We start from the raw sequence: 22,282 nt of genomic DNA on the forward strand, positions 1-22,282 counted from the left end.
GCAGACCCACAAACAATCCCTCATCACCTGATTGTAACGTTGCTGAAACACACTTAAGTCTTTGCTGAAGCTGGCTGCGCGGGAATGGCTCGCGCGACTTGCTTCTGAGGGAGAGCCAAATGGATTTCAGTGGTTTCGATATTGCGGTCGTAGTGCTGGTCGCGCTTGTCGTGCTGGTGCTGTTCAAAGGCATCAAGACAATTCCGCAAGGCTACAACTATACGGTCGAACGTTTCGGCCGTTATACAAGGACACTGAGCCCAGGCCTCAACATCATCACGCCGTTCGTCGACCGTATCGGCGCCAAGATGAACATGATGGAGCAGGTGCTCGACGTTCCGAGCCAGGAGATCATCACCCGCGACAATGCCATCGTCGGTGTCGACGGCATCGCCTTCTTCCAGATCCTCAACGCGGCACAGGCGGCCTATCAGGTTGCCGGCCTGCAGAACGCCATCCTCAACCTGACGATGACCAACATCCGCACCGTCATGGGTTCGATGGATCTCGACGAACTGTTGTCCAACCGCGACGCCATCAACGAGCGCTTGCTGCGCGTCGTCGACGAGGCCGCGCATCCGTGGGGCATCAAGATCACCCGCGTCGAGATCAAGGACATCAACCCGCCGGCCAACCTGATCGAATCGATGGGCCGCCAGATGACCGCCGAGCGCAACAAGCGGGCGCAGATTCTCGCCGCCGAAGGCCTCAAGCAGTCGCAGATCCTCGAAGCCGAGGGCCGCAAGGAAGCCGCCTTCCGCGACGCCGAGGCGCGAGAACGCTCGGCCGAAGCGGAAGCCCGCGCCACCCAGGTGGTGTCGGAGGCGATTTCCAAGGGCGACGTGCAGGCGCTGAACTACTTCGTCGCCCAGAAATACACCGAGGCACTGGGCAAGATCGGCTCGGCCACCAACAGCAAGATCGTGCTGATGCCTTTCGAGGCGTCGTCGCTGATCGGTTCGCTCGGCGGCATCGGCGAGATCGCCAGGGAAGTGTTCAAGGGCGACGGCCCGGCCGGCACGCAGCGGCAGGTTTCACGCCCGCCCGTCGTCAAGCCAAGCGACAATTGATGTCTGCGGTTGGGAGTAGACCATGATCGACCGTGTCATTTCCGAACTCGGCCCGTGGAGCTGGATGGTCCTGGGCTTCGTCCTGCTGGTGATGGAAATCATCGCGCCGGGCATCTTCATGCTGTGGATCGGCATCGCGGCGCTCATCATCGGCGCGCTGTCGCTGCTGATCTGGGATGTGGCCATGTGGACCTGGCAGGTCCAGGTACTCGCTTTCCTCGCGCTTTCGCTGGTCTCTGCCTATGTCGGCAAGAAACTGGTCGGCGGGCGCCATGATCCGACGGACCAGCCGCTGCTCAACCGGCGCGGCGCCCAGATGGTCGGCAAGATGGCGACGCTTGCCGAGCCGATCAGGGACGGCCGTGGCCGCATCAAGCTCGGCGATACGCTGTGGCGCGTCTCTGGCCCGGATCTGCCGGCCGGCACGCAGGTCCGTGTCACGAGTGCGGCGGATACCGACCTGGAACTCACGGTGGAGCGGGTCTGAATCTTCAGACTGCGCTAAGGTATTGAGATTCAGGTCAGGCCGCGTCGAAAACGATGGCTTTCGAGAACTGGAGCGGAGCGGACATTTGGGTCCATGAGCACCGGCCTATGCCGGCCGTAGCCTTAATTGCCGCAGCCACTCATGCGTGCTTCGGTCGGCGAAGGCCGGAAGCGCAGAAAGCCGTCGTTTGCAGGCCGGCCTCACCTGAATATCGATACCTTAGGCGGCGCCGATGCGAAGCAGGTCGTGGAAGTGAACCACGCCCAGCGGCATGTTGTTCTTGGTCACCACCAGGGCGCCGATATTGTGCTCGTTGAGCAGCGCGATCGCCGTACCGGCAAGCGTCTGCGGGTCGACTGTCTTGGGCGTGCGGGTCATCACCTCGTCGACGATGACGTCGGCCAGGTTACGGTGCAGGTTGCGGGCAACGTCGCCATCGGTGATGATCCCAGCCAGTTCGCCGTTGGCGTCGACGATCAGGACGCAGCCGACCTTCTTCTGCGACAGCGTCATCACCGCTTCCGGCATCTTGGTGCCGAGCGAAGCCAGCGGAATCTGGTCGCCGACCCGCATGATCTCCGAGACCAGGGTCAGGTTGGCGCCGAGTTGGCCGCCGGGATGGAAAGTGCGGAAATGGTCCGGCGTGAAGCCGCGCGCCTCGAGCAGCGCGATCGCCAGCGCGTCGCCAATGACCAGTTGCAGCAGGGTCGACGTCGTCGGCGCCAGGCCGTGCGGGCAGGCTTCCGGGGTGCGTGGCAAAAGCAGCACGACGTCGGCGGCCCGCGCCAGCGCCGATGTCTCGCCGGAGGTGATGGCGATGAGCGGAATGGAGAAGCGCCTGGAATAGGCGACGATGCCCAGCATCTCCTTGCTCTCGCCAGACCATGAGATGGCGATGATGGCGTCGTCCCTGGCGATCATGCCGAGATCGCCATGGTTGGCCTCGACCGGATGGACGAAGAAAGCCGGCGTACCGGTCGAGGCAAGCGTCGCCGCGATCTTCGAACCGATATGGCCGCTTTTGCCGACGCCGGTGACGATGAGCCGGCCTTCGATCTTCGAGATCGTGTCGACGGCCTGGGCGAAAGGTGCGGCCAGGCCGTTCTCCAGCGCTTCGGCCAAGGCTGCGATCCCGGCCTGTTCGGTCGCCACCGTTCTCAGCGCCGAAGCGATCGACGCCTGCCTGTCCAGGGGCTTCTTATCGAAGGATTTCGCATGCATGGGTGATGCGATTAGCGCTTTGCCGCCCGCCTGTCCAACAGAAATGGCCCCACGGATATCGGCCGGGCTGTGAGACGGATGGGCCAGCGACAGGCATGAAAACACGAAGCTTGACGAAGGCGGTATGATTCCCTTTCGAAACCGGCGTCCGGGACCCGGTAAGGGACCCGTCTCAACCCTCCGTTAACCATCCCCATTTACGGTTCGGTAAGTATGGCGCTGAAGGCGCCGCGCAAGCAGTGGTGGCGATGTCCGGGGTCCAGCCAGAAAAATCGACAGGACGACAGGGCAAGGCGGTCTGCGTCTTGCTGCTGGCGACCAGCATGTTTGCCTTGCTGCGCCCGGCACCGCTGCATGCCCAGGAGACGGAACTGCGCGGCGAGGTGTCCGAATCGGCGATCCTGTCCGACCAGCAGCGCAAGGCGCGGCAGCTTGCCTTGGCAAGACAGGGCCAGCAGGCACCGGCCAACGCCGTGCAGGACGCACAGGCCGACACCTATCTGCCGACCAGCGCCGGCGCCGTGCCTGACGATACGGACAGCAACGACGCAAGCGCGTCCGGCAGCATTTTCGACCCGCCGCAGGCGACCGACGATAGCTCCGCCGATACTTCGAAGCCGCCCAAGCCTCGCCGCCGTCCATCGACTGGCGGGAAGGCGGATCAGGACAAGACCAAGGCGGGCTCCAAGACTTCCGACAAGGCGGCAGACAAGTCGAAAAAGAAGAAAAAAACGACGTCCACCGATACCACCGCTTCAACCACCGCCTCCACGACGGACGCTGCCGATACGACGGACACGGACGAGGAGACGGCCAACCGCCGTGTCCGCACCATCGACAGCGCCGACAAGCAAAAGCTCGACCCCGGTGCCGAGCGCACCGACGCCATCGAAGGCCAGAAGAAGAAGCCAGAGGACGACCCGTTCGCCGCCCCCGGCGTCAAATGGGGTTCCTTCGTCATCCGGCCGACGATCGAACAGGGCCTGACCGCCACGTCGAACGGCGATTCGAGCAGCGCCGGCAAATCGGCGCTGCTGTCGGAGACGGCGCTGCGCTTTTCCGCCACTTCCGACTGGCGCGAGAACTCTGCTGTCATTGACGGCTACGGCCTGTTCCGCGAAACGGTGTCGGGTTATCCCGTTCACAATGCGCAGGGCCGCATCGAAGGCCAGTACAATGTCGACCTCGACAACGAGTTGCGCGCCATCGCCAAGCTCGGCTACGAGGCCGTGCCGGAATCGGCATCATCGCCGGACGCCATTGCCGGCGTCAGCACCCAGCCGCTGCGGCAGACCGTCGACGGCAGCCTTGCCGTCGAAAAGGCGGTCGGCAAGATGCAGTACACGCTGACCGGCGCGGTCGCGCACGACTTTTACGGCGACGCCAAGCTTTCGGACGGCACCTCGCTGTCGCAGAAGGACCAGGACAACACGCTCTACACGGCGACTTTGCGCACCGGTTACGAAATCTCCCCCGCCCTCACCCCGTTCAGCGAAATCGAGGTCGGCCGCCGCACCTACGATCAGCGCATCGACAATGAAGGCTTCGAGCGCTCCTCGACGCGGCTCGGCGCCCGTGCCGGCCTGCAGCTCGACATGGGTGAGAAGCTCTCGGGCGAATTCTCGGCGGGGTGGCTGCGCGAAGCGATCGATGACAAGAGCCTGGAGCCCATTTCAGGCGCCACCGTCAACGCCGCCCTCAAATGGTCGCCCGAGCGTGGCACCACGATCGGCCTGACCGGCAGCAGCACCGTCGAGACCACGACCACCGCAGGTGAAAGCGGCGATATCCTCTACTCCGGACGCCTGACCGGCGAGCGGCAGATCCGTGCCAACCTCACCGGCAACGCGGCCCTGGGCCTCGACTGGCGCAACTATGTCGGCATCGACGGCCACGACAGGATTTTGAGCGCCGAGGCCGGACTGACCTGGTGGCTGAACCGCTATGCCGGCCTCACCAGCAAGGTGAGGACCGAAAAGCTGACCAGCAATTTGCCAGGCCGCGACTACACCGCCAACAGCATCTATCTCGGCGTGAAGGTGCAGCAGTGAAGGCGCCTGCAAAGCCAAGGATGTGTTGAGATTCAGGTCAGGCGGCGCCGAGAATGGTGGGTTCCGAGAACCGGAACGGAGCGTACGTTTGGGTACGTGAGTACCGGAAGCGCAGGAAGCCGCCATTCGCAGGCCGGCCTCACCTGAATATCAGCACATCCTAGAATGCTGCCCCGCGCCGCTCTGATGGCTTCATCTCGTCGAGAAGCGTGCGGATGACGCCGGCCATGCTGTGGTTCATGTCGCTTCGCCACAGCGCGAAGGCGACATTGGCCTCGACGAAGCCTTCCGGGGAGCCGCAGTCGAAGGTGCGGCCCTGATAGTGGTAGCCGTAAAAGGCCTGCTGCTTCTCCAGCTTCAGCATCGCATCGGTGAGCTGGATCTCGTTGCCGGCGCCCTTCTCCTGCCCTTCGAGGATCTTGAAGATCTCGGGCTGCAGGATGTAGCGGCCGTTGATGTACAGGTTCGACGGCGCGGTGCCGGTCTTTGGCTTCTCGACCATTTCGGTGATGCGGAAGCCGTGATGGGTCGGTTCGCCCCGGCCGACAATGCCATATTTATGGGCTTCGGCCGGATCGCACTCCTGCACGGCGATGATGTTGTTGCCGGTCTCGGCGTAGAGATCGACCATCTCCTTCATGCAGCTCTTTTCCGACTGCATGATCATGTCGGGCAACAGCAGCGCGAACGGCTCGTCGCCGACCAGTTCGCGCGCGCACCAGACGGCATGGCCAAGCCCCATCGGCACCTGCTGGCGGGTGAAGCTCGTCTGTCCCGGCGCCGGCTGCAGCCGCTGCAACCGGGCAAGCTGCTCGTCCTTGCCGCGCTGGGCGAGCGTGTCATAGAGCTCGAACTGGATATCGAAATGATCCTCGATGACCGCCTTGTTGCGGCCGGTGACGAAGATGAAATGTTCGATGCCCGCCTCGCGCGCCTCATCCACCACATACTGGATGACCGGCCGGTCGACGACGGTCAGCATTTCCTTGGGAACAGCCTTGGTGGCGGGGAGAAACCGCGTGCCGAGACCAGCGACTGGAAAAACTGCCTTGCGAACTCTCTTCATACGCCAATTATCCATTTGATGGCTGGCTCCGCAATCCCTGTCCGGCGACATTTTCACGCCGGATTTGAGGATTACTGGCAAGACCGAGGGGAAACTCCCATCCGTAAAGCATCGAGACGTCTTTTCGTTCCAGGCATTGCCTATGGTAAACTAATTCATAACCCGGTTCGGCGATGAATGGTCTTTCCTGAGACAGAGAAGGAGGAAGAGATGTCCGTTCGCAATGCCGCAAAACGTTTCACCAGCGTCATGACGGCGGCCAGCCTCTCGCTCGCTATGCTGATGCCTGCGGGGCCGGCCTTCGCCGACGCCGGTTTCCGGCAATGGGTCGCCGGTTTCCGGGCCACGGCCGTGGCGGGCGGCGTTTCCGGCTCTGTCTACGATCAGGCTTTCAGAAGTATCAACGAACCCGATCCGGTGGTGCTGGAAAAAGCCCGCACCCAGCCCGAATTCACCGCGCCCGCCTGGGACTATTTCGACAACCGCGTGCATGACCAGTCCGTCGCCGTCGGGCAGCAGATGGCGAAAAAGTGGAAGCCGTGGCTGGACAGGATCGAGGCGAAGTTCGGCGTCGACCGCTACATTCTGCTGGCCATCTGGTCGATGGAATCGAACTATGGCGAAATCCTCAAGCGCGACGACATCATGCGCAATGTCGTGCGTTCGCTGGCGACGCTTGCCTATGGCGATCCGAAGCGGTCCAAATATGCCCGCACACAGCTGGTCGCGGCGCTGAAGATCCTGCAGACCGGCGACATCGACGAAGGCCACCTGATGGGCTCCTGGGCCGGCGCCATGGGCCAGACCCAGTTCATCCCCACCAGCTACCAGCACTATGCCGTCGACATGGACGGCAACGGCAAGCGCGATATCTGGAATTCCATCCCCGACGCGCTGGCGACATCGGCCAATCTGTTGAAGAAGAATGGCTGGCAGGCCGGCAAGACCTGGGGCTATGAAGTCGCCTTGCCGGCGGGAAAACTGCCGGCCGGCTCGAAAACGCTGGCGCAATGGCAGGCGCTCGGCGTCGTCAGGGCCAGCGGCAAGCCGTTCAAGAACCTCACCGACAAGGCGACGCTCAAAGTGCCGGATGGCCGCGGCGGGCCGGCGTTCCTGATGATCAGGAATTTCTCGGTGATCAAGGCCTACAACAACGCCGACAAATATGCCCTCGCCGTCGGCCTTCTTGCCGATGAGATCGCCGGCTCCAGCGGTCTTGTGCAGGATTGGAAGCGGCCTTTCACCAAGCTCAGTTTCGAGGAACGGCAGGAGCTGCAGAAGCGGCTTTCGCAACATGGGCTTTACGACGGTAAGTTCGACGGCAAGATCGGCGACGGATCGAAGACCGCCATCATGGCCTATCAGGCAAAGGTCGGCTTGACCCAGGACGGGTATCCGAGCATGGAAGTGCTTAAATGGCTCCGGCAAAAATAACGCCGGCCACGGCGCCGAGTGCGTTTTTGGCGGACGCACCAGGCGCAACGGTACTTTGAACTTGCGCCCGGTCCCAAAACCGGCTCGTTTTGTGGGGTGGGCGCAAGGGGAGGAGGAGTGATTGGTTTCGGCCGCGCGTATCGCGATCCTTGTTCGCCGCATGCCGATCCTGATTCTGGCGATCGTTCTGCTGGTGATCGGCGCTGCCAGTGCCTTCCATGCGCCGGCCATGGCGCAGGAGCAGCAGCAAAATCGTGGCTGGTCGTTGCGCGACCTTCTGTTTCCGCGCCGCAGCGAGCGGTTTGAGCCGCCGCCGACCATCCAGAAGGCAAGACCCAAGGCGAAAAAGCCGCGCGCTCCCCGTCCGCCCGCGGAACCGGAAACCCCGGTGGTCGACAAGGCGCCGGATGCCCGTACCGTCCTGGTGGTCGGCGACTTCATGGCAGCCGGCCTATCCGAAGGCCTGGACACCGCCTTCGCGGAGAATCCCGGCGTCAGGATCGTCGTTCGCTCCAATGGTTCGTCCGGTTTCGTGCGCGACGATTTCTACAACTGGCCCGAACAGATCAAGTCGCTGATCGAGACCGAGAAACCGGCCGCCGTGGTCGTCATGCTGGGGTCCAACGACCGTCAGCAGATGATGGTGGGGGACGTTCGCGAGCAACCCCGGTCCGAGAACTGGACCAAGGAATACGAGCGCCGCACCGACGAACTCGGCAAAGCCATCGCCAGCACCAAGGTGCCGTTCCTTTGGGTCGGCATGCCGGCCTTCCGGGTGGCGAAGATGACCTCCGACATGCTGGCTTTCAACGACATCTACCATTCGGCGGCCCAGAAGAACGGCGGCGAGTTCGTCGATGTCTGGGATGGCTTCGTCGACGAGAACGGCGCCTTCATCACCAGCGGCCCCGACATGAACGGCCAGCCGGTACGGCTGCGCGCCGATGACGGCATTAACGTCTCGAAAGCCGGCAAGCGCAAGCTCGCCTTCTACACAGAAAAGCCGCTGATGAAGATCCTCGGTCTGGCCGCGTCCGGAAACATGGCCCCGGCCGCCGCACCGGCAGGCGCCCCTGTCGAGGCCCCGGCGTCGGCCGCCGCACCCATCGTCATCGACCGCACCGTGCCCATGCTGCTCAGCGATCCGGCGCTCGACGGCGGCACCGAACTGCTCGGCGCCGCGCCGCCGGCAAAGGCCAATCCGGCTCTTCCCGGTGAAAGACTGGTGATCGAGGGCAAGGCGCCGGCGGCTTCACCCGGCCGTGCAGACGATTTTTCCTGGCCGCCCAAGACAAGCTCCGCCGCTGCGGCCGCCTCGGCTGACACGACGACGGCGATCGCGCCTTAACGCGGCAGGACGCTCGTCCCCATCAACGCCTCGTCGATCGAGCGCGCCGCCTGGCGGCCTTCGCGGATCGCCCAGACCACCAGCGACTGGCCGCGGCGCACATCGCCCGCCGCGTAGAGCCTGTCGACGCTGGTCTTGTAGTCGCGGTCATTGGCCTCGACATTCCTGGAGCGGCGGCTGTCGGTGGTGACCTTCATCTCCCCCTCCAGTTCCGTCACCACACCGGCCGTCGTCGGCCCGGCAAAGCCGATGGCGATGAAAGCAAGGTCGGCGCGGATGACGAAGTCGGTGCCGGGGATCGGCTGGCGCTTCTCGTCGACCTCGCAGCATTTGACGCCGGTCAGTTGGCCCTCCTCGCCGATGAACTCGAGCGTCGCCACCTGGAACTCGCGCTCGGCGCCTTCGGCCTGTGAGGACGACGTGCGCATCTTGGTCGCCCAGTAGGGCCAGACCGCGAGCTTGTCTTCCTTCTCCGGCGGCTGCGGGCGGATGTCGAGCTGGGTGACGCGCACCGCGCCCTGGCGGAAGGCCGTGCCGACACAGTCGGAGGCCGTATCGCCGCCGCCGACGACGACGACATGCTGGCCGCCGGCGATGATCGGATGCGAAGGCCAGGCCACCGACTGGATCGGCTCGCCGCCGACGCGGCGGTTCTGCTGCACCAGATAGGGCATGGCGTCATGCACGCCGCCGAGATCGTCGCCGGGAATGCCGGCCGCGCGCGGCGTTTCCGAACCGCCGCAATAGAGCACGGCATCGTGCTCGGCGAGCAGTTCGGCAACAGGCTTGTCGACACCGACATTGACGCCGCAATGGAAAGTCACGCCCTCGCCCTGCATCTGCTCGATGCGGCGGTCGATATAGTGCTTCTCGATCTTGAAGTCGGGGATGCCGTAGCGCATCAGCCCGCCTGGACGGCTTTCGCGCTCGTAGACGTGAACGTCGTGGCCGGCGCGCCCAAGCTGCTGGGCTGCTGCCATGCCGGCCGGACCGGAACCGATGATGGCGACCCGCTTGCCGGTCTTCTTCTCCGGCGGATAGGGCCTGATATGACCGGTCTCATACGCCTTGTCGGCGATCGCCTGCTCCACCGTCTTGATGGCGACCGGAATGTCCTCGAGGTTCAGCGTGCAAGCTTCCTCGCAAGGTGCCGGACAGATGCGGCCGGTGAATTCCGGGAAATTGTTGGTCGAATGCAGGTTGCGGATCGCATTGTCCCAGTCCCGGTTGTAGACGAGGTCGTTCCAGTCGGGGATCTGGTTGTGGATCGGGCAGCCCGTCGGCCCGTGGCAGAACGGAATGCCGCAATCCATGCAGCGCGCGGCCTGTTTCTCGACCTCCTTGTCCGACATCGGCAAGGTGAATTCGCGGAAATGCCGGATGCGGTCGGAGGCCGGCTGGTACTTATGGACCTGCCGGTCGATTTCGAGAAAGCCTGTTACCTTGCCCATAGTCCAGTTCCTGCTGTCCAGATGGTGCGGTTTTCGCCGCACCCGTTAACCTCTTGAGGCAGCCATGGCAACCTTCGGCAAGAGGTCAAATTGTCGGTGACATGAAGCCGGGAAGCCTGGGCTTCCCGGCCGTTGCAAAAATCTATTCGGCGGCAACGCCCATGCGCATGCGTTCCATCTCGATCAGCGCACGGCGATACTCGACCGGCATGATCTTGCGGAATTTCGGCCGGAACGTCGTCCAGTCGTCGAGGATCTCGCGGCCGCGCACCGAACCCGTATAGTGCACGTGGTTCGAGATCAGCTGGTAAAGCCGTTCCTCGTCGTGGCTGGTCATGTCGCCCGAGACGTCGACGCGGCCCTTGTGGTCGAGGTCGCCGCCATGGTGCAGCAGCTTTTCCATCAGATCGTCTTCTTCCGGAACCGGTTCCAGCTCGACCATGGCCATGTTGCAGCGCTCGGCGAAATCGCCGGCCTCGTCCAGCACATAAGCGACGCCACCCGACATGCCGGCGGCGAAGTTGCGGCCAGTCTTGCCGATGACGACGACGATGCCGCCGGTCATGTACTCGCAGCCATGGTCACCGACGCCTTCGACGACGGCGGCAACACCGGAATTGCGCACGGCGAAGCGCTCGCCGGCAACGCCGGCGAAATAGGCTTCGCCCTCTGTTGCGCCATAGAGCACCGTGTTGCCGACGATGATGGACTCGGCCGCGACGATCTTGGCTTCTTCCGGTGGCCGGATGACGATGCGGCCGCCCGACAGCCCCTTGCCGACATAGTCGTTGCCGGCGCCGACAAGCTCGAACGAGATGCCGCGCGCCAGGAAGGCGCCGAACGACTGGCCGGCGGTGCCGGTCAGCTTCACCTGGATCGTGTCCTCGCGCAGCCCCTTGTGCTTGAAGCGCTTGGCGACTTCGCCCGACAGCATGGCGCCCGTCGAACGGTCGACATTGCGGATGTCGACCTCGATCTGGACCGGCTGCTTGGCCTCCAGCGCGGGCTTGGCCAACTCGATCAGCTTGCGGTCGAGCACATCGTCGATGGGATGCTTCTGCCGCTCGGTCCAATGCACCGCCTCATGCGGGGCGTCGGGCTTGTAGAACATCTTCGAAAAATCGAGCCCGCGCGCCTTCCAGTGCACGATCAGGTCGCGCTTTTCCAGAAGGTCGGTGTCGCCGATGATCTGGTCGAGATGGGTGAAGCCCATTTCGGCGAGCAGCGCCCTCACCTCTTCCGCGACGTAGAAGAAGAAGTTGATGACGTGCTCGGGCGTGCCCTTGAAGCGCTTGCGCAGCACCGGATCCTGCGTCGCGACGCCGACAGGGCAGGTGTTCAGGTGGCACTTGCGCATCATGATGCAGCCGGCCGCGATCAAGGGCGCGGTCGAGAAGCCGAACTCGTCGGCACCGAGCAGCGCGCCGATGATGACGTCGCGCCCGGTGCGCAGGCCGCCATCGACCTGCAGCGCCACGCGCGAACGCAAGCCGTTCAGCACCAGCGTCTGATGCGTCTCGGCCAGACCCATTTCCCACGGGGAACCGGCGTGCTTGAGCGAGGTCAGCGGCGAGGCGCCGGTGCCGCCATCATAGCCCGAGATGGTGATATGGTCGGCGCGTGCCTTGGCGACACCCGCCGCGACAGTGCCGACACCGACTTCCGACACCAGCTTGACCGACACGTCGGCCGCCGGATTGACGTTCTTCAAATCGTAGATCAGCTGCGCCAGATCCTCGATCGAATAGATGTCGTGATGCGGCGGCGGCGAGATCAAGCCGACGCCGGGCGTCGAGTGCCGGACCTTGGCGATGGTCGCGTCGACCTTGTGGCCGGGCAACTGGCCGCCTTCGCCGGGCTTGGCGCCCTGCGCGACCTTGATCTGCATGACATCGGAATTGACCAGATATTCCGCCGTCACGCCGAACCGGCCGGAAGCGACCTGCTTGATCGCCGAGCGTTCCGGGTTCTTGCCGCCACCGGGCAGCGGCAGATAGCGGTCAGCCTCTTCGCCGCCCTCGCCGGTGTTCGACTTGCCGCCGATCTGGTTCATGGCGCGCGCCAGCGTGGTGTGGGCTTCGCGCGAAATCGAGCCGAACGACATCGCCCCGGTCGAGAAGCGCTTGACGATATCGGCTGCCGGCATGACTTCGTCGAGCGCGACCTTCTTGCGCCCGGTCTCCCCAGCCAGCTTGATCTTGAACAGGCCGCGAATGGCCTGGGCGCGCGCCGTCTCGCTGTCGATCTGCGCGGAATAGTCCTTGAACGTCTCCCACGAGCCCTGGCGCACGGCATGCTGCAAAGTGGCGACCGCGTCGGGCGACCACATATGCGCCTCGCCGCGCATGCGGAACAGATATTCGCCGCCGACATCCAGGCTGTTGCGCAGCACCGGGTCGCTGCCGAAACCGTCCGTGTGACGGCTGACCGTCTCGGCCGCGACCTCGTCCAGCCCGACGCCTTCGATCAGCGTCGCGGTGCCGGTGAAATATTGCTGCACGAAGTCGGACTTCAGCCCGATCGCGTCAAAGATCTGCGCGCCGCAATAGGACTGGTAGGTCGAGATGCCCATCTTGGACATCACCTTGAGGATGCCCTTGCCGATCGACTTGATGTAGCGCGACACCACTTCGTAGGCGTCGACCTCCTCCGGCAGTTCGCCGCGCTTGTGCATGTCGAGCAGCGTGTCGAAGGCGAGGTAGGGGTTGATCGCCTCGGCGCCGTAACCGGCAAGGCAGCAGAAATGGTGCACTTCGCGCGGCTCGCCGGATTCCACGACGAGGCCGACAGAGGTGCGCAGCCCCTTGCGGATCAGGTGGTGATGCACGGCTGCCGTCGCCAGCAGTGCCGGGATGGCGATCCGGTCCGGGCCAAGCTGGCGGTCGGAGAGGATGATGATGTTGTAGCCGCCGGCGACCGCCGCCTCCGCTCGCTCACAGAGCCTGTCGATGGCGCCTTGCATGCCGGCAGCGCCCTCGCTCGACCCGTAGGTGATGTCGATCGTCTTGGTGTCGAAGCGGTCTTCGGTGTGGCCGATCGAGCGGATCTTTTCCAGATCGCCGTTGGTCAGGATCGGCTGGCGCACTTCGAGCCGCTTGCGGCGCGAATTACCGACCAGGTCGAAGATGTTCGGCCTGGGACCGATGAAGGACACCAGGCTCATCACTAGCTCCTCGCGGATCGGGTCGATCGGCGGATTGGTGACCTGGGCGAAGTTCTGCTTGAAATAGGTGTAGAGCAGCTTCGACCTGTCCGACATTGCCGAGATCGGCGTGTCGGTGCCCATCGAACCCACGGCTTCCTGGCCGGTGGTCGCCATCGGCGACATCAACAGCTTGGTATCTTCCTGGGTGTAGCCGAACGCCTGCTGGCGATCGAGCAGGCTGACATCCTTGCGCAACGCGCGCGGCTCGACCGGCTTCAAATCTTCCAGGATCAACTGCGTGTTGGCGAGCCAGGTCTTGTAGGGATGCTTGGTCGCGATCTCCGACTTGATCTCCTCGTCGGGAACGATGCGGCCCTTGGCAAGGTCGATCAGCAGCATGCGGCCGGGCTGCAGCCGCCACTTCTTGACGATCTTCTCCTCCGGCACCGGCAGCACGCCGGCTTCCGAGGCCATGATGACGCGGTCGTCGTCGGTGACGATATAGCGTGCCGGGCGCAGTCCGTTGCGGTCGAGCGTGGCGCCGATCTGGCGGCCGTCGGTGAAGGCGACCGCCGCCGGTCCATCCCATGGCTCCATAAGCGCTGCATGGTACTCGTAGAAAGCCTTGCGGTCGGCCCCCATGAGCTTGTTGCCGGCCCAGGCTTCCGGGATCAGCATCATCATGGCGTGGCTGAGGCTGTAGCCGCCCTGGAACAGGAATTCGAGCGCGTTGTCGAAGCAGGCGGTGTCGGACTGGCCGTCGTAGGAGATCGGCCACAGCTTCGAGATGTTGTTGCCGAACAGTTCGGAATCGACGGAAGCCTGTCTGGCCGCCATCCAGTTGTTGTTGCCGCGCACCGTGTTGATCTCGCCATTGTGGGCGACCATGCGATAGGGATGCGCCAGCTTCCACGACGGGAAGGTGTTGGTCGAGAAGCGCTGGTGGACCAGGATCAACGCGGTCTCGAAGCGCGGGTCCTTGAGGTCCTTGTAGTAGGCGCCGACCTGATAGGCCAGGAACATGCCCTTGTAGACGATGGTGCGCGCCGACAGCGACACGCAATAGGCGCCGATGTCCTTGTTGTCGTTCTCGGCGTAGATGCGGCCCGATATGACCTTGCGCAGCAGGTAAAGCCTGGCCTCGTACTCCTCGTCGTCGGGAATATCCGCCGTGCGGCCGATGAAGACCTGCCGATGGAACGGCTCGGACGCCACGATGTCAGCCGCCTTCGACAGGGATGAATTGTCGACGGGCACGTCGCGAAAACCGATGAGCGGCAGTCCCTCGGACTGCGCCGATTCGGCAATGATCTCTTCGATGTGGGCACGAAGAGCGGCGTCTTGCGGCATGAACCAGTGCCCGACGCCATATTGGCCAGAAGGCGGCAGTTCGATGCCCTGGGCCGCCATCTCCTCACGGAAGAATTGGTCCGGAAGCTGCACCAGCACGCCGGCGCCGTCGCCAACCAGCGGATCGGCCCCGACGGCGCCGCGATGCGTCAGGTTTTCGAGCACGGCAAGGCCGTCCTTGACGATCTGGTGCGACTTCACGCTCTTCATGTTGACGATGAAGCCGACGCCGCAGGCGTCATGCTCGTTGCGCGGATCGTAGAGGCCCTGCGCGGCAAGACCGTTGGCGGTTCGGCCGATGTTGGATCGAGGTGCAGTTTTGACGGCAGCCGCTTTCGTCTGCGCGGCCTGGCCGTTCGTCGCAGCAAGCGTCATGTCCGTCATTGTCCTGTCCTCCGTTCCCAGCCCTTCGGGCGCTGGCCATTTCTTCGGTCGCTAATTTGCCTCGGCAAGCGTCTTGCTCACCCTGATCCTTGCGGCACGTCTTGCGAAATCCTTGCCGGATCATGCGGCTTTTCGCATGGTCCGCATCTGGTATCGTACAGGCCAGAGTCTGGCCGTCCACCTGTCGCTCGCGGCAACAGCCGGAGAGGCCCATATGTTACGCTAATCCAGCCTGTTTTGTGCGACAAAATAAGACAGCACTACTGTCCTAAATTTTTATGGCAGAATTCCCCGACGCACACAAGACCGATTCACAAAAAACTTGGGCTTTGCACGACAGAAAATGTCGCAAAGGTGACCGAAAACGTAAGCTTCAGTCGCCAGCCGCTACACTGACAAGTTGATTGGGCGGTGGTTTTTCGGCGTCTGGCCCTTGCGGTCGGCTTGCGAAACCGGTCAACTTCGCGCTGATTTCCCCAGCACAGGCAGATACATGTTCTTCGCTTCCGACAATTGGGCAGGCGCCCATCCCAATATCGTCGCCGGCCTGTCGGCCGCGGCCGGCGGCTTTTCCACCGCCTATGGTGACGGCGCCCTCGACCAGGCGGTCTACCGGCGCTTCAGCGAGATTTTCGAACGCGAGGTCGCGGTGTTCTTCGTCGCAACCGGTACCGCCGCCAACTCGCTGTCGCTGACCGCCTACAACAAGCCCGGCGGCATTTCCTTCGCCCACCGCGAATCGCATGTCATCGAAGACGAGTGCGGTGCGCCGGAATATTTTTCCGGCGGCTCGCGGCTTCATGCCGTCGATGGCCCTCTGGGCAAGATCGACCCGCACAATCTGGAACGGACCATCGGCCGCTTCGCGCCCGGGATCGTCCATTGGGGCCGGCCGATGGCCGTTTCGATCACCCAGTCGACCGAGGTCGGCACCATTTACGGTCTTCAAGAGATCGAGACGATCGCGGCCATCGCCAAGCAACATTCCGTGCCGTTGCATATGGATGGCGCCCGCTTTGCCAACGCGCTGGCCGCGCTCGACACGACGCCGGCCGAAATGACCTGGAAACGCGGCGTCGACATCCTGTCCTTCGGCGGCACCAAGAACGGCTGCTGGTGCGCGGAGGCAATCGTGCTGTTCGACCTCGACCGCGCCAAGGAAATGGCCTTTCTGCGCAAGCGCGCCGCGCAGCTGTTTTCGAAGTCGCGCTTCGTGGCGGCGCAATTCGAGGCCTATTTCAAGGACGGGCTGTGGCTCGACACGGCTCGGCACGCCAACGCCATGGCCGCGCGCCTCGCCGCGGCGATCGAGGACTCGGAGACAGCGAAGCTTGCCTGGCTGCCGCAGGCCAACGAGGTGTTCGCGGTGATCAAGAAGACAGAAGCCGACAGGCTGCAGGCGGCGGGCGCCGCCTTCTACGACTGGCACAAGCCGCATGGTTTCGACGGCCATATCGGCGAGGACGAGTTGCTCTACCGCTTCGTCACCAGCTTTGCCACGACGGCCGAGGAAGTCGATCGCTTTGGCCAGCTCCTGGCCGGATAAGCGGGCAAAATGGCTGCGACACGCCCCGTTTTTGAATTGGCCTCGGACCTTGATAAGCGGACCAAGGTGGAAGGCAGCGGATCAGGGTTCATACGTCGTTGGCGATACTATTGGCTTCGCTGGACAATTCAGTTGCGAGCAGCGCTGGTCACAATGATCCTCGCTTGCAGCCTGCAAGGGGCTTGGTCCCAGAGCTGCTCCGTCACGGCCGCCAACGGATCGTACGGCGTGGTGGACATTCTGAGCGGAGCCGTTGATGACACGACGGCAACCTTCTCGATCAACTGCACCGGGACAGCCAACCAGACCGTGCGCCTTTGCGTCGAACTTTCACCTGGCCAGACCAACGCGGCCGGCAACCGCCGGCTGGCTTCTGGGTCCGAGCGATTGGTCCACGAGCTTTACAGCGACGCGTCGCGAACGACGATCTGGGGGTCCTGGGGTCTGGCCACGACCAGTTACGGACTCTATCCCATTGGGGCGACCTACGATCTTGCTTTGGGTTCCTCGGGCAGCGCCGGCACCGCGTTGACCGTTTACGGTAGAGTATTCTCCAACCAGACCGCCGCTGGACCCGGATCGTATGTCTGGACCATGACCACCGCACCGGCTGCCAGCTATGATTACAAGACCGCCTCGGCGTGTCCGACAGGCAGCCGGCAAGCCACGTCCAGCGGCTCCACCTGGACCGCGACAATCAACGCGAACTGCAACGTCTCGGCCACCAACGTGAACTTTGGCTCCGTCGGAGTGCTGGCATCCAATGTCGATTCGACCGGTTCGGTCACCGTTCGCTGTACCGACACGACGCCGTACAATATCGGGCTGAGCGCCGGCGCCGGCTCCGGTGCCACGGTTGCCAGCCGCAAGATGACGAGCGGTGCAAAGACCGTGACCTATTCGCTCTACAGCGACAGCGGCAGGGCCAGTGTCTGGGGAAACGCGATCGGCACTGACACCGCTAGCGGCACCGGCACCGGGCTCGATCAACCATACACCGTATACGCCCGTGCGCCCGCGCAGACGACGCCCGCGCCCGGAGCCTACACCGACACAATCGTCGTGACGGTTACGTACTGATGACCCACAGACAGCCGATCCGGGATCAGCGGCAGACAACCGGGATGACCACTTGCTCGTTTGCTTTTGTCATGTAGCCGAATGATGCGCGGCACGAACCCTTGGCGGTCTGGGAAACGACAGTGTTGCTTCGCGCCAGTGCTTTCACATAAGCGCGTCCGTCATAACCGATGACGAAGTCCTGCGTGCCGTTGATCGTGCCGTGCGACCCGACCTCGAGCGGCTGTCCGTCCGGCCCCGACAAGACGAGGACCGCGGCGCTGACGTCGGTGCGAACTCGGAAATCGACCCGCACGCCAGCCCGGTCGGCTGGCGCGATGATATCCTGCGTGGTCGTGACGTCGGCGTCGACGGGCAGATTGGTCGTGTCGATGGCGATCTTGTTGCGCTGATAGGAGCGCAGGCTCGGCACCAGAAGCCTTCCTTTCGCGTCGGTGACGCCGGCCGGCCGGTTCTCGAAAAGCACGCCGACACCCGGCAAACCCGTCTCGACAACGGCGAAACTGTCGTCGACCCGGTCTGTCAGGAAAATGCCGGAACCCATCGTTGCGATTGCCCCGTCGAACTGGGCTGTCGCCGCCGTGCCCGAGATTGAACGGCCGACACCGGCCTCGGCATGCCCATGGGAGGAACGATAGGAGACTGCTGCGGAGCCCTCGGCGGACCCGTCCTGACTGAAGCTCGTCCGCCAGCCGAGGCTGCCCGGGTCCTCGCCGAGCGGTTTGCTCACATCGGCTATCACATCGACACCGTGCTTGTCGGCTGAAATGGCCGTCGAAGCCATTACATTGCCGCCGATCGGGATCGACAGGCCGGCGAAGAGGCCGGCATTCCGTCGCCCGCCAAGGGCGGCGAAGGCGGTCGCGTTGAGATAGCCGAATGGCAGCGCCCGCGAATAGGAAGCGGTGAGTATCCTGGAACCTTCACCGCTGGCCGGCGTCAGATCGATGTAGCTTGCGCTGATGCTGCCACTGTCGAAGGGCAGCGGCGTTCCGAAGGAAATGCTGTTGACCATCTTCGGGGGCCTGGATCGGGTCGACGCACCTACGGCCATGGGGTCGAAGGATAGCAGCCTGAAGAAGGCCTGGCCGGACGTTCCGCCGTCTTGAAGACGGTCGCTCACCGAGGCGAGATCGTCATAGGACCCGAACGTCATTTGCGAACTGGCGTTTACACTGAGGGTCCCGATTCTGATCTCATAGGAGGCATAGGACTGCAGCCCGCCGCCCGCCGCGCCATGGCTGCCGGCCACCGCGAAGGAAGCGACGCCGAGCGAACCGGTGCGCGTCACTATGCCGAGACCACCGTTGAGCAGGCCGCTGCTGGCCTCCGCGTGGGCTTCGAGCGTCAGCCAGTCGAAGATGCCCTTTCTCAGGCTTGCCGACAGGACTGGCTGGTTGACGGCATAGGCGTCGGACGTCGTCGCGTATCCCAACCTCGGCAGGCCTGCCTCCAGCGAGAAGTCGAAGAGCCCCGGCCTCAGTAGGTTGGGCGAGGCGTAGAACGGCACGCTCGTGCGCGTTTCACGGCCGGCCGCATCGCGCAAGACGATAACCGCCTGCCCACCGCCGGTGGTGACGGGAATATCTGTGATCTGGAACGGTCCGGTGTCGACGGGGTGCGAATAGGTCTTCAACTCGTTGACATAGACGTCGACCGTCGACGGCACCGCCGCGCTGCCGCTCGCCGATACAAGCGGCTGGGTGATCAGATCGGTGCGAAGGCCGAAGTCGCGGCGCGCCTGAAGCCCGCCGATGCGGATCGGCCTGGTCCAGGCGAACCCGCCGGAAATCGCATCGCCAGCTTGGTACGTGGTTAGCGTTGCCGGGTCGGAATAAGTGTAGGCGGTATCGAGCCTCAATGCATCGGCGCGCCCGTTGTCCTCCAGCCGCAGGATCGCCGATTGGCCGAAGGTGCCGACCGGCGAAAAGGCCCGTGCATCGAGGGTGGTGGAAGCGCCGCTGAAGGCGAAGCCACTGGCGTCGGGCTCCTGCCGCGATGCCGCGAACAAATTGTAGTTGAGAACCCCGCCGAACCCCGCTCGAACGTCAGGGGAAGCCTCCCGGCCGGGCGCGGCGTCATAGGATATCATGCCGCGCAGGCCACCATTGATCGTCAGAAAAATGCGTTGCTCCCGCTCTTCATAGCGGTAGCCCAGCCCCCGCACGGTGTCGAGCATGACGATGGCTCCCCGAGGTCGGGCTTGCTTGCCGAGGTCCAGTCCCAAAGCGCGCAGTTCGTCGGGAGCGGCGCCGAGATGCCGGCCGTCGAAAGACTCGAATGCCGCGATCTGGTTGGTGGCGGCGCCGTTGATGAAGACTTCGAGCTGAAGCTGCTGCGCCGCTCCGTCCGCTCGATTGGACTGTATCAGCGTGGCAACCAATATCGACAATGTCAGGAGCCAAGCCGCATTCACGGCGCGGCGACAACCGGCGCCACGGCATTGATTGGGCCATCATTGCCTTGGCCCGAGATCGAGACCGATCCCTTGGTGGCGAATTTGCGCCCGCTGGCCGGTGCCGCCCACCGCATGGTCGACTGACCGAGCGCATAGCCGACCAAACCCCCGCCGAATGAAATCTTGTGCCCGCTGACGTCGCGTAGCAAGAGTGCGGAGATGCGCAAGCGGGTACCGCCCCTGTTGTGGGCTGAAACGATCAAACGGCCGTCCTGTCTCGATATCGTCCAGTCCAAGCTGGGTGGCGTTCTTGCCTGCGAACCGAAGAAGACTGGGATCGAGTGGCGAACCAGCAGCCTCACCGTGCCTGTCTTGGCCCGACTGGCGTCTGGAAGCTCGTCGACGAGCAGGCGATAGGCCTCCTCGGTCGCAACCGGTCGCTTGACCACTCGCACGATGCGGGCAACATAGTCGGTACCCGGCAGGAGCGTGACGGCAGGAGGCGAGGCAACCACATCATCCGTGGGTTGAAGGGATTCTTCGCCATTGACCTGCGACCAGCGAAAAACACGAATCTGCACGTTGGTCGGCGTTGTCCCCTCATTGCGCAGCGTAATGGTCGACGCCGCGCTCGGCGCGACGACATCGACCAGAGCGGGCTGCACCTGAAGCGACTCCGCACGGACCTGCACAGCGCCGAACAGCAATGCCCCCGCCAGGGCCGAAGCCAGCCTTGCCCAATTCATTGCCACCCCCATGGCGTCGACCGTCAATGAGGCCGACTTTAGTAGGTTACCGTGACGGTCACGGTGTCTGTATAGACAGCTGGCGCAGGCGTTGATTGCGCCGGCACGCGTCCATAGACGGTAAAGTTTTGCGCGGCGCCGGAACCGGTCGCCGAAACCGTATTTGTCCCGATGGTGTTGCCCCAGACGGTCGTTCTGCCGCTGTCGCTATAGAGAGAATAGGTAATCGTGGCGGCACCATTGGTCATCTTGCGGGCGGCGACGGTCGCGCCCGATCCGGTGCCCGCGTCCAGGCCAACATTGTATGGAGTCGTGTTCGTGCACTGAACCTGGACCGTGGACGTCTGGTCGACATTGGCCGCAATGACGCCGGACGAGCCGAAGTTCAGGGTTGACGCGCTGTTGATGGTGCAGGACGCGGTGATCGTCATCTGCACGGCCATGGAAGCGGTTGTTGTCGTGGCGCGCGCCTCGCCGCCGGTAATTGCCAGGATCGCCAGGCACGCTGCTGTTTTCCGCCACATCCGGCGAGGTCCTTTTTCGATGGTCCCAGGAGAAGACGAGGCGGGATTGGAAGCATGTGCCCGTGATTGAGCCCCGCCAAAATATGTTCGATCTTGCTTAACAAGATATTACTTATTTAGAGAAAGCTAAACCAATTCGTGCTCGGCCCCTCCCGAGGGCAAAAAGAGGTATCCCGCTGCCGCATTCGAGCAGCGTCAGGGCAAAGCCCCCTTTTCACATCCACCCAGCAAACGCAAAAAAGCGGCGCCTTTCGGCGCCGCTTCCGTCTCGGGAGGAGACTTTAACTTTATGCGTTAGGCAGCCGTCTTGTTAGGCGGCGGTTTTGGCCTCGATCTGCTTGGCCTTGGCCGGAGCCGAAGTGATCGCGATCTTGCGCGGCTTCAGCTCCTCGGGGATGTTGCGCTTGAGGTCGACGAAGAGCAGGCCGTTCTTCAGCGCGGCGCCGACGACTTCAACGTGATCGGCAAGCTGGAAGCGGCGCTCGAAAGCCCTTGAGGCAATACCACGATAGAGCAACTCGGAACCTTCGCCGGTGCCCTCGTCCTTGCGCTCACCCTTCACGGTCAGCACGTTGCGATGGGCTTCGATCGAGATTTCCTCATCCGAGAAGCCGGCAACCGCCATCGAAATCCGGTAAGAATCCTCGCCGGTGCGCTCGATGTTGTAAGGCGGATAGGTCTGCGCGCCATCAGGCTGCGCAAGCGAATCGAGCATGGTGAAGAGGCGGTCGAAGCCGACGGTCGAACGATAAAGCGGGGAAAAATCAACGTGACGCATGAGGTGTTCTCCTGTTGAGCAACATGGTTTGCGTATGGCCGGTGCGAAACCCGCGAGCGGCGTTTCGGCTAGACCAGCGGCCCCGACATTGGCGACCGCAAACCACATTTGGGGAGCGTTCGAAGGCATTTCAAGATTTGGCCGGACGGCAAAAAAGCAGGGCGGCCTGCCTTGATGAACGGCAGATGAACCGGCGCTTAGGC

General features: G+C 63.3%; 15 protein-coding genes. 7 read left to right on the top strand and 8 right to left on the bottom strand.

Going from position 1 to position 22,282, the window contains the following annotated elements; genetic code table 11:
* Nucleotides 1-119: 119 nt before the first annotated feature.
* Nucleotides 120-1,070, top strand: coding sequence for an SPFH domain-containing protein (locus tag X743_RS155195; RefSeq protein WP_013893138.1), 951 nt, complete (start codon nt 120-122; stop codon nt 1,068-1,070).
* A gap of 22 nt (nt 1,071-1,092) precedes the next feature.
* A complete protein-coding gene (locus X743_RS155190) occupies nt 1,093-1,557 on the top strand; it encodes an NfeD family protein (RefSeq protein WP_023765810.1) in 465 nt (154 codons plus the stop codon).
* 219 nt (nt 1,558-1,776) lie between these two features.
* Here X743_RS155190 and X743_RS155185 read toward each other — a convergent pair whose 3' ends face one another.
* Nucleotides 1,777-2,778: a KpsF/GutQ family sugar-phosphate isomerase gene (locus X743_RS155185; protein ID WP_023765811.1), complete on the bottom strand. Its 1,002-nt coding sequence runs from the start codon at nt 2,776-2,778 to the stop codon at nt 1,777-1,779.
* Between the two features lie 248 nt (nt 2,779-3,026).
* On the opposite strand from X743_RS155185, the gene X743_RS155180 reads away from it, so the two are divergent.
* Nucleotides 3,027-4,829 (top strand): outer membrane beta-barrel protein, encoded by a 1,803-nt coding sequence (locus tag X743_RS155180; protein WP_031257728.1) that lies wholly within the window; start codon nt 3,027-3,029, stop codon nt 4,827-4,829.
* A gap of 160 nt (nt 4,830-4,989) precedes the next feature.
* Here X743_RS155180 and galU read toward each other — a convergent pair whose 3' ends face one another.
* A complete protein-coding gene (gene galU / locus X743_RS155175) occupies nt 4,990-5,895 on the bottom strand; it encodes a UTP--glucose-1-phosphate uridylyltransferase GalU (protein ID WP_023765813.1) in 906 nt (301 codons plus the stop codon).
* A 210-nt stretch (nt 5,896-6,105) separates the two neighbouring features.
* On the opposite strand from galU, the gene X743_RS155170 reads away from it, so the two are divergent.
* Nucleotides 6,106-7,329, top strand: a complete 1,224-nt coding sequence (locus X743_RS155170) for a lytic murein transglycosylase (protein WP_023765814.1) — start codon at nt 6,106-6,108, stop codon at nt 7,327-7,329.
* 121 nt (nt 7,330-7,450) lie between these two features.
* A complete protein-coding gene (locus X743_RS155165; protein ID WP_023765815.1) occupies nt 7,451-8,677 on the top strand; it encodes a DUF459 domain-containing protein in 1,227 nt (408 codons plus the stop codon).
* On the opposite strand, the gene X743_RS155160 is transcribed toward X743_RS155165, so the two are convergent.
* Nucleotides 8,674-10,128: a glutamate synthase subunit beta gene (locus X743_RS155160; RefSeq protein WP_023765816.1), complete on the bottom strand. Its 1,455-nt coding sequence runs from the start codon at nt 10,126-10,128 to the stop codon at nt 8,674-8,676. The genes X743_RS155165 and X743_RS155160 overlap by 4 nt on opposite strands.
* A 142-nt stretch (nt 10,129-10,270) precedes the next feature.
* Nucleotides 10,271-15,007 carry a glutamate synthase large subunit gene (gene gltB, locus X743_RS155155; protein ID WP_023765817.1) on the bottom strand — a complete coding sequence of 1,579 codons (4,737 nt, stop codon included), beginning with the start codon at nt 15,005-15,007 and terminating at the stop codon, nt 10,271-10,273.
* Between the two features lie 493 nt (nt 15,008-15,500).
* On the opposite strand from gltB, the gene X743_RS155150 reads away from it, so the two are divergent.
* Both X743_RS155150 and X743_RS155145 read left to right on the top strand, forming a co-directional pair.
* Entirely contained in the window at nt 15,501-16,553 is a 1,053-nt protein-coding gene (locus X743_RS155150; RefSeq protein ID WP_023765818.1) for a low specificity L-threonine aldolase, read from the top strand.
* Between the two features lie 153 nt (nt 16,554-16,706).
* The gene (locus tag X743_RS155145) at nt 16,707-17,633 is read left to right on the top strand and encodes a spore coat protein U domain-containing protein (protein WP_023765819.1); all 927 of its coding nucleotides are present in this window, start codon (nt 16,707-16,709) and stop codon (nt 17,631-17,633) included.
* Between the two features lie 25 nt (nt 17,634-17,658).
* Here X743_RS155145 and X743_RS155140 read toward each other — a convergent pair whose 3' ends face one another.
* The 4 genes from X743_RS155140 to X743_RS155125 form a co-directional block, all read right to left on the bottom strand.
* Entirely contained in the window at nt 17,659-20,025 is a 2,367-nt protein-coding gene (locus X743_RS155140; protein WP_156934423.1) for a fimbria/pilus outer membrane usher protein, read from the bottom strand.
* Nucleotides 20,026-20,045: 20 nt separating this feature from the next.
* A complete protein-coding gene (locus tag X743_RS155135) occupies nt 20,046-20,777 on the bottom strand; it encodes a fimbria/pilus periplasmic chaperone (RefSeq protein ID WP_023765821.1) in 732 nt (243 codons plus the stop codon).
* Between the two features lie 38 nt (nt 20,778-20,815).
* Nucleotides 20,816-21,301 carry a spore coat U domain-containing protein gene (locus tag X743_RS155130; protein ID WP_023765822.1) on the bottom strand — a complete coding sequence of 162 codons (486 nt, stop codon included), beginning with the start codon at nt 21,299-21,301 and terminating at the stop codon, nt 20,816-20,818.
* A 310-nt stretch (nt 21,302-21,611) separates the two neighbouring features.
* The gene (locus tag X743_RS155125) at nt 21,612-22,079 is read right to left on the bottom strand and encodes an Hsp20 family protein (protein ID WP_013893124.1); all 468 of its coding nucleotides are present in this window, start codon (nt 22,077-22,079) and stop codon (nt 21,612-21,614) included.
* Nucleotides 22,080-22,282 lie beyond the last annotated feature (203 nt).

Origin of the sequence: Mesorhizobium sp. LNHC232B00 (genome assembly GCF_000502435.1) — a bacterium.
GTDB classification, from domain to species: domain Bacteria; phylum Pseudomonadota; class Alphaproteobacteria; order Rhizobiales; family Rhizobiaceae; genus Mesorhizobium; species Mesorhizobium opportunistum.

Excerpts from the sequence above, each read along its gene's own strand:
- X743_RS155160 (WP_023765816.1), bottom strand. The coding sequence starts at position 10,128 with ATGGGCAAGGTAACAGGCTTTCTCGAAATCGACCGGCAGGTCCATAAG.
- X743_RS155195 (WP_013893138.1), top strand. The coding sequence starts at position 120 with ATGGATTTCAGTGGTTTCGATATTGCGGTCGTAGTGCTGGTCGCGCTT.
- X743_RS155135 (WP_023765821.1), bottom strand. The coding sequence starts at position 20,777 with ATGAATTGGGCAAGGCTGGCTTCGGCCCTGGCGGGGGCATTGCTGTTC.
- X743_RS155180 (WP_031257728.1), top strand. The coding sequence starts at position 3,027 with ATGTCCGGGGTCCAGCCAGAAAAATCGACAGGACGACAGGGCAAGGCG.
- gltB (WP_023765817.1), bottom strand. The coding sequence starts at position 15,007 with ATGACGGACATGACGCTTGCTGCGACGAACGGCCAGGCCGCGCAGACG.
- X743_RS155150 (WP_023765818.1), top strand. The coding sequence starts at position 15,501 with ATGTTCTTCGCTTCCGACAATTGGGCAGGCGCCCATCCCAATATCGTC.
- X743_RS155145 (WP_023765819.1), top strand. The coding sequence starts at position 16,707 with ATGATCCTCGCTTGCAGCCTGCAAGGGGCTTGGTCCCAGAGCTGCTCC.
- X743_RS155130 (WP_023765822.1), bottom strand. The coding sequence starts at position 21,301 with ATGTGGCGGAAAACAGCAGCGTGCCTGGCGATCCTGGCAATTACCGGC.
- X743_RS155170 (WP_023765814.1), top strand. The coding sequence starts at position 6,106 with ATGTCCGTTCGCAATGCCGCAAAACGTTTCACCAGCGTCATGACGGCG.
- X743_RS155125 (WP_013893124.1), bottom strand. The coding sequence starts at position 22,079 with ATGCGTCACGTTGATTTTTCCCCGCTTTATCGTTCGACCGTCGGCTTC.
- galU (WP_023765813.1), bottom strand. The coding sequence starts at position 5,895 with ATGAAGAGAGTTCGCAAGGCAGTTTTTCCAGTCGCTGGTCTCGGCACG.
- X743_RS155185 (WP_023765811.1), bottom strand. The coding sequence starts at position 2,778 with ATGCATGCGAAATCCTTCGATAAGAAGCCCCTGGACAGGCAGGCGTCG.
- X743_RS155190 (WP_023765810.1), top strand. The coding sequence starts at position 1,093 with ATGATCGACCGTGTCATTTCCGAACTCGGCCCGTGGAGCTGGATGGTC.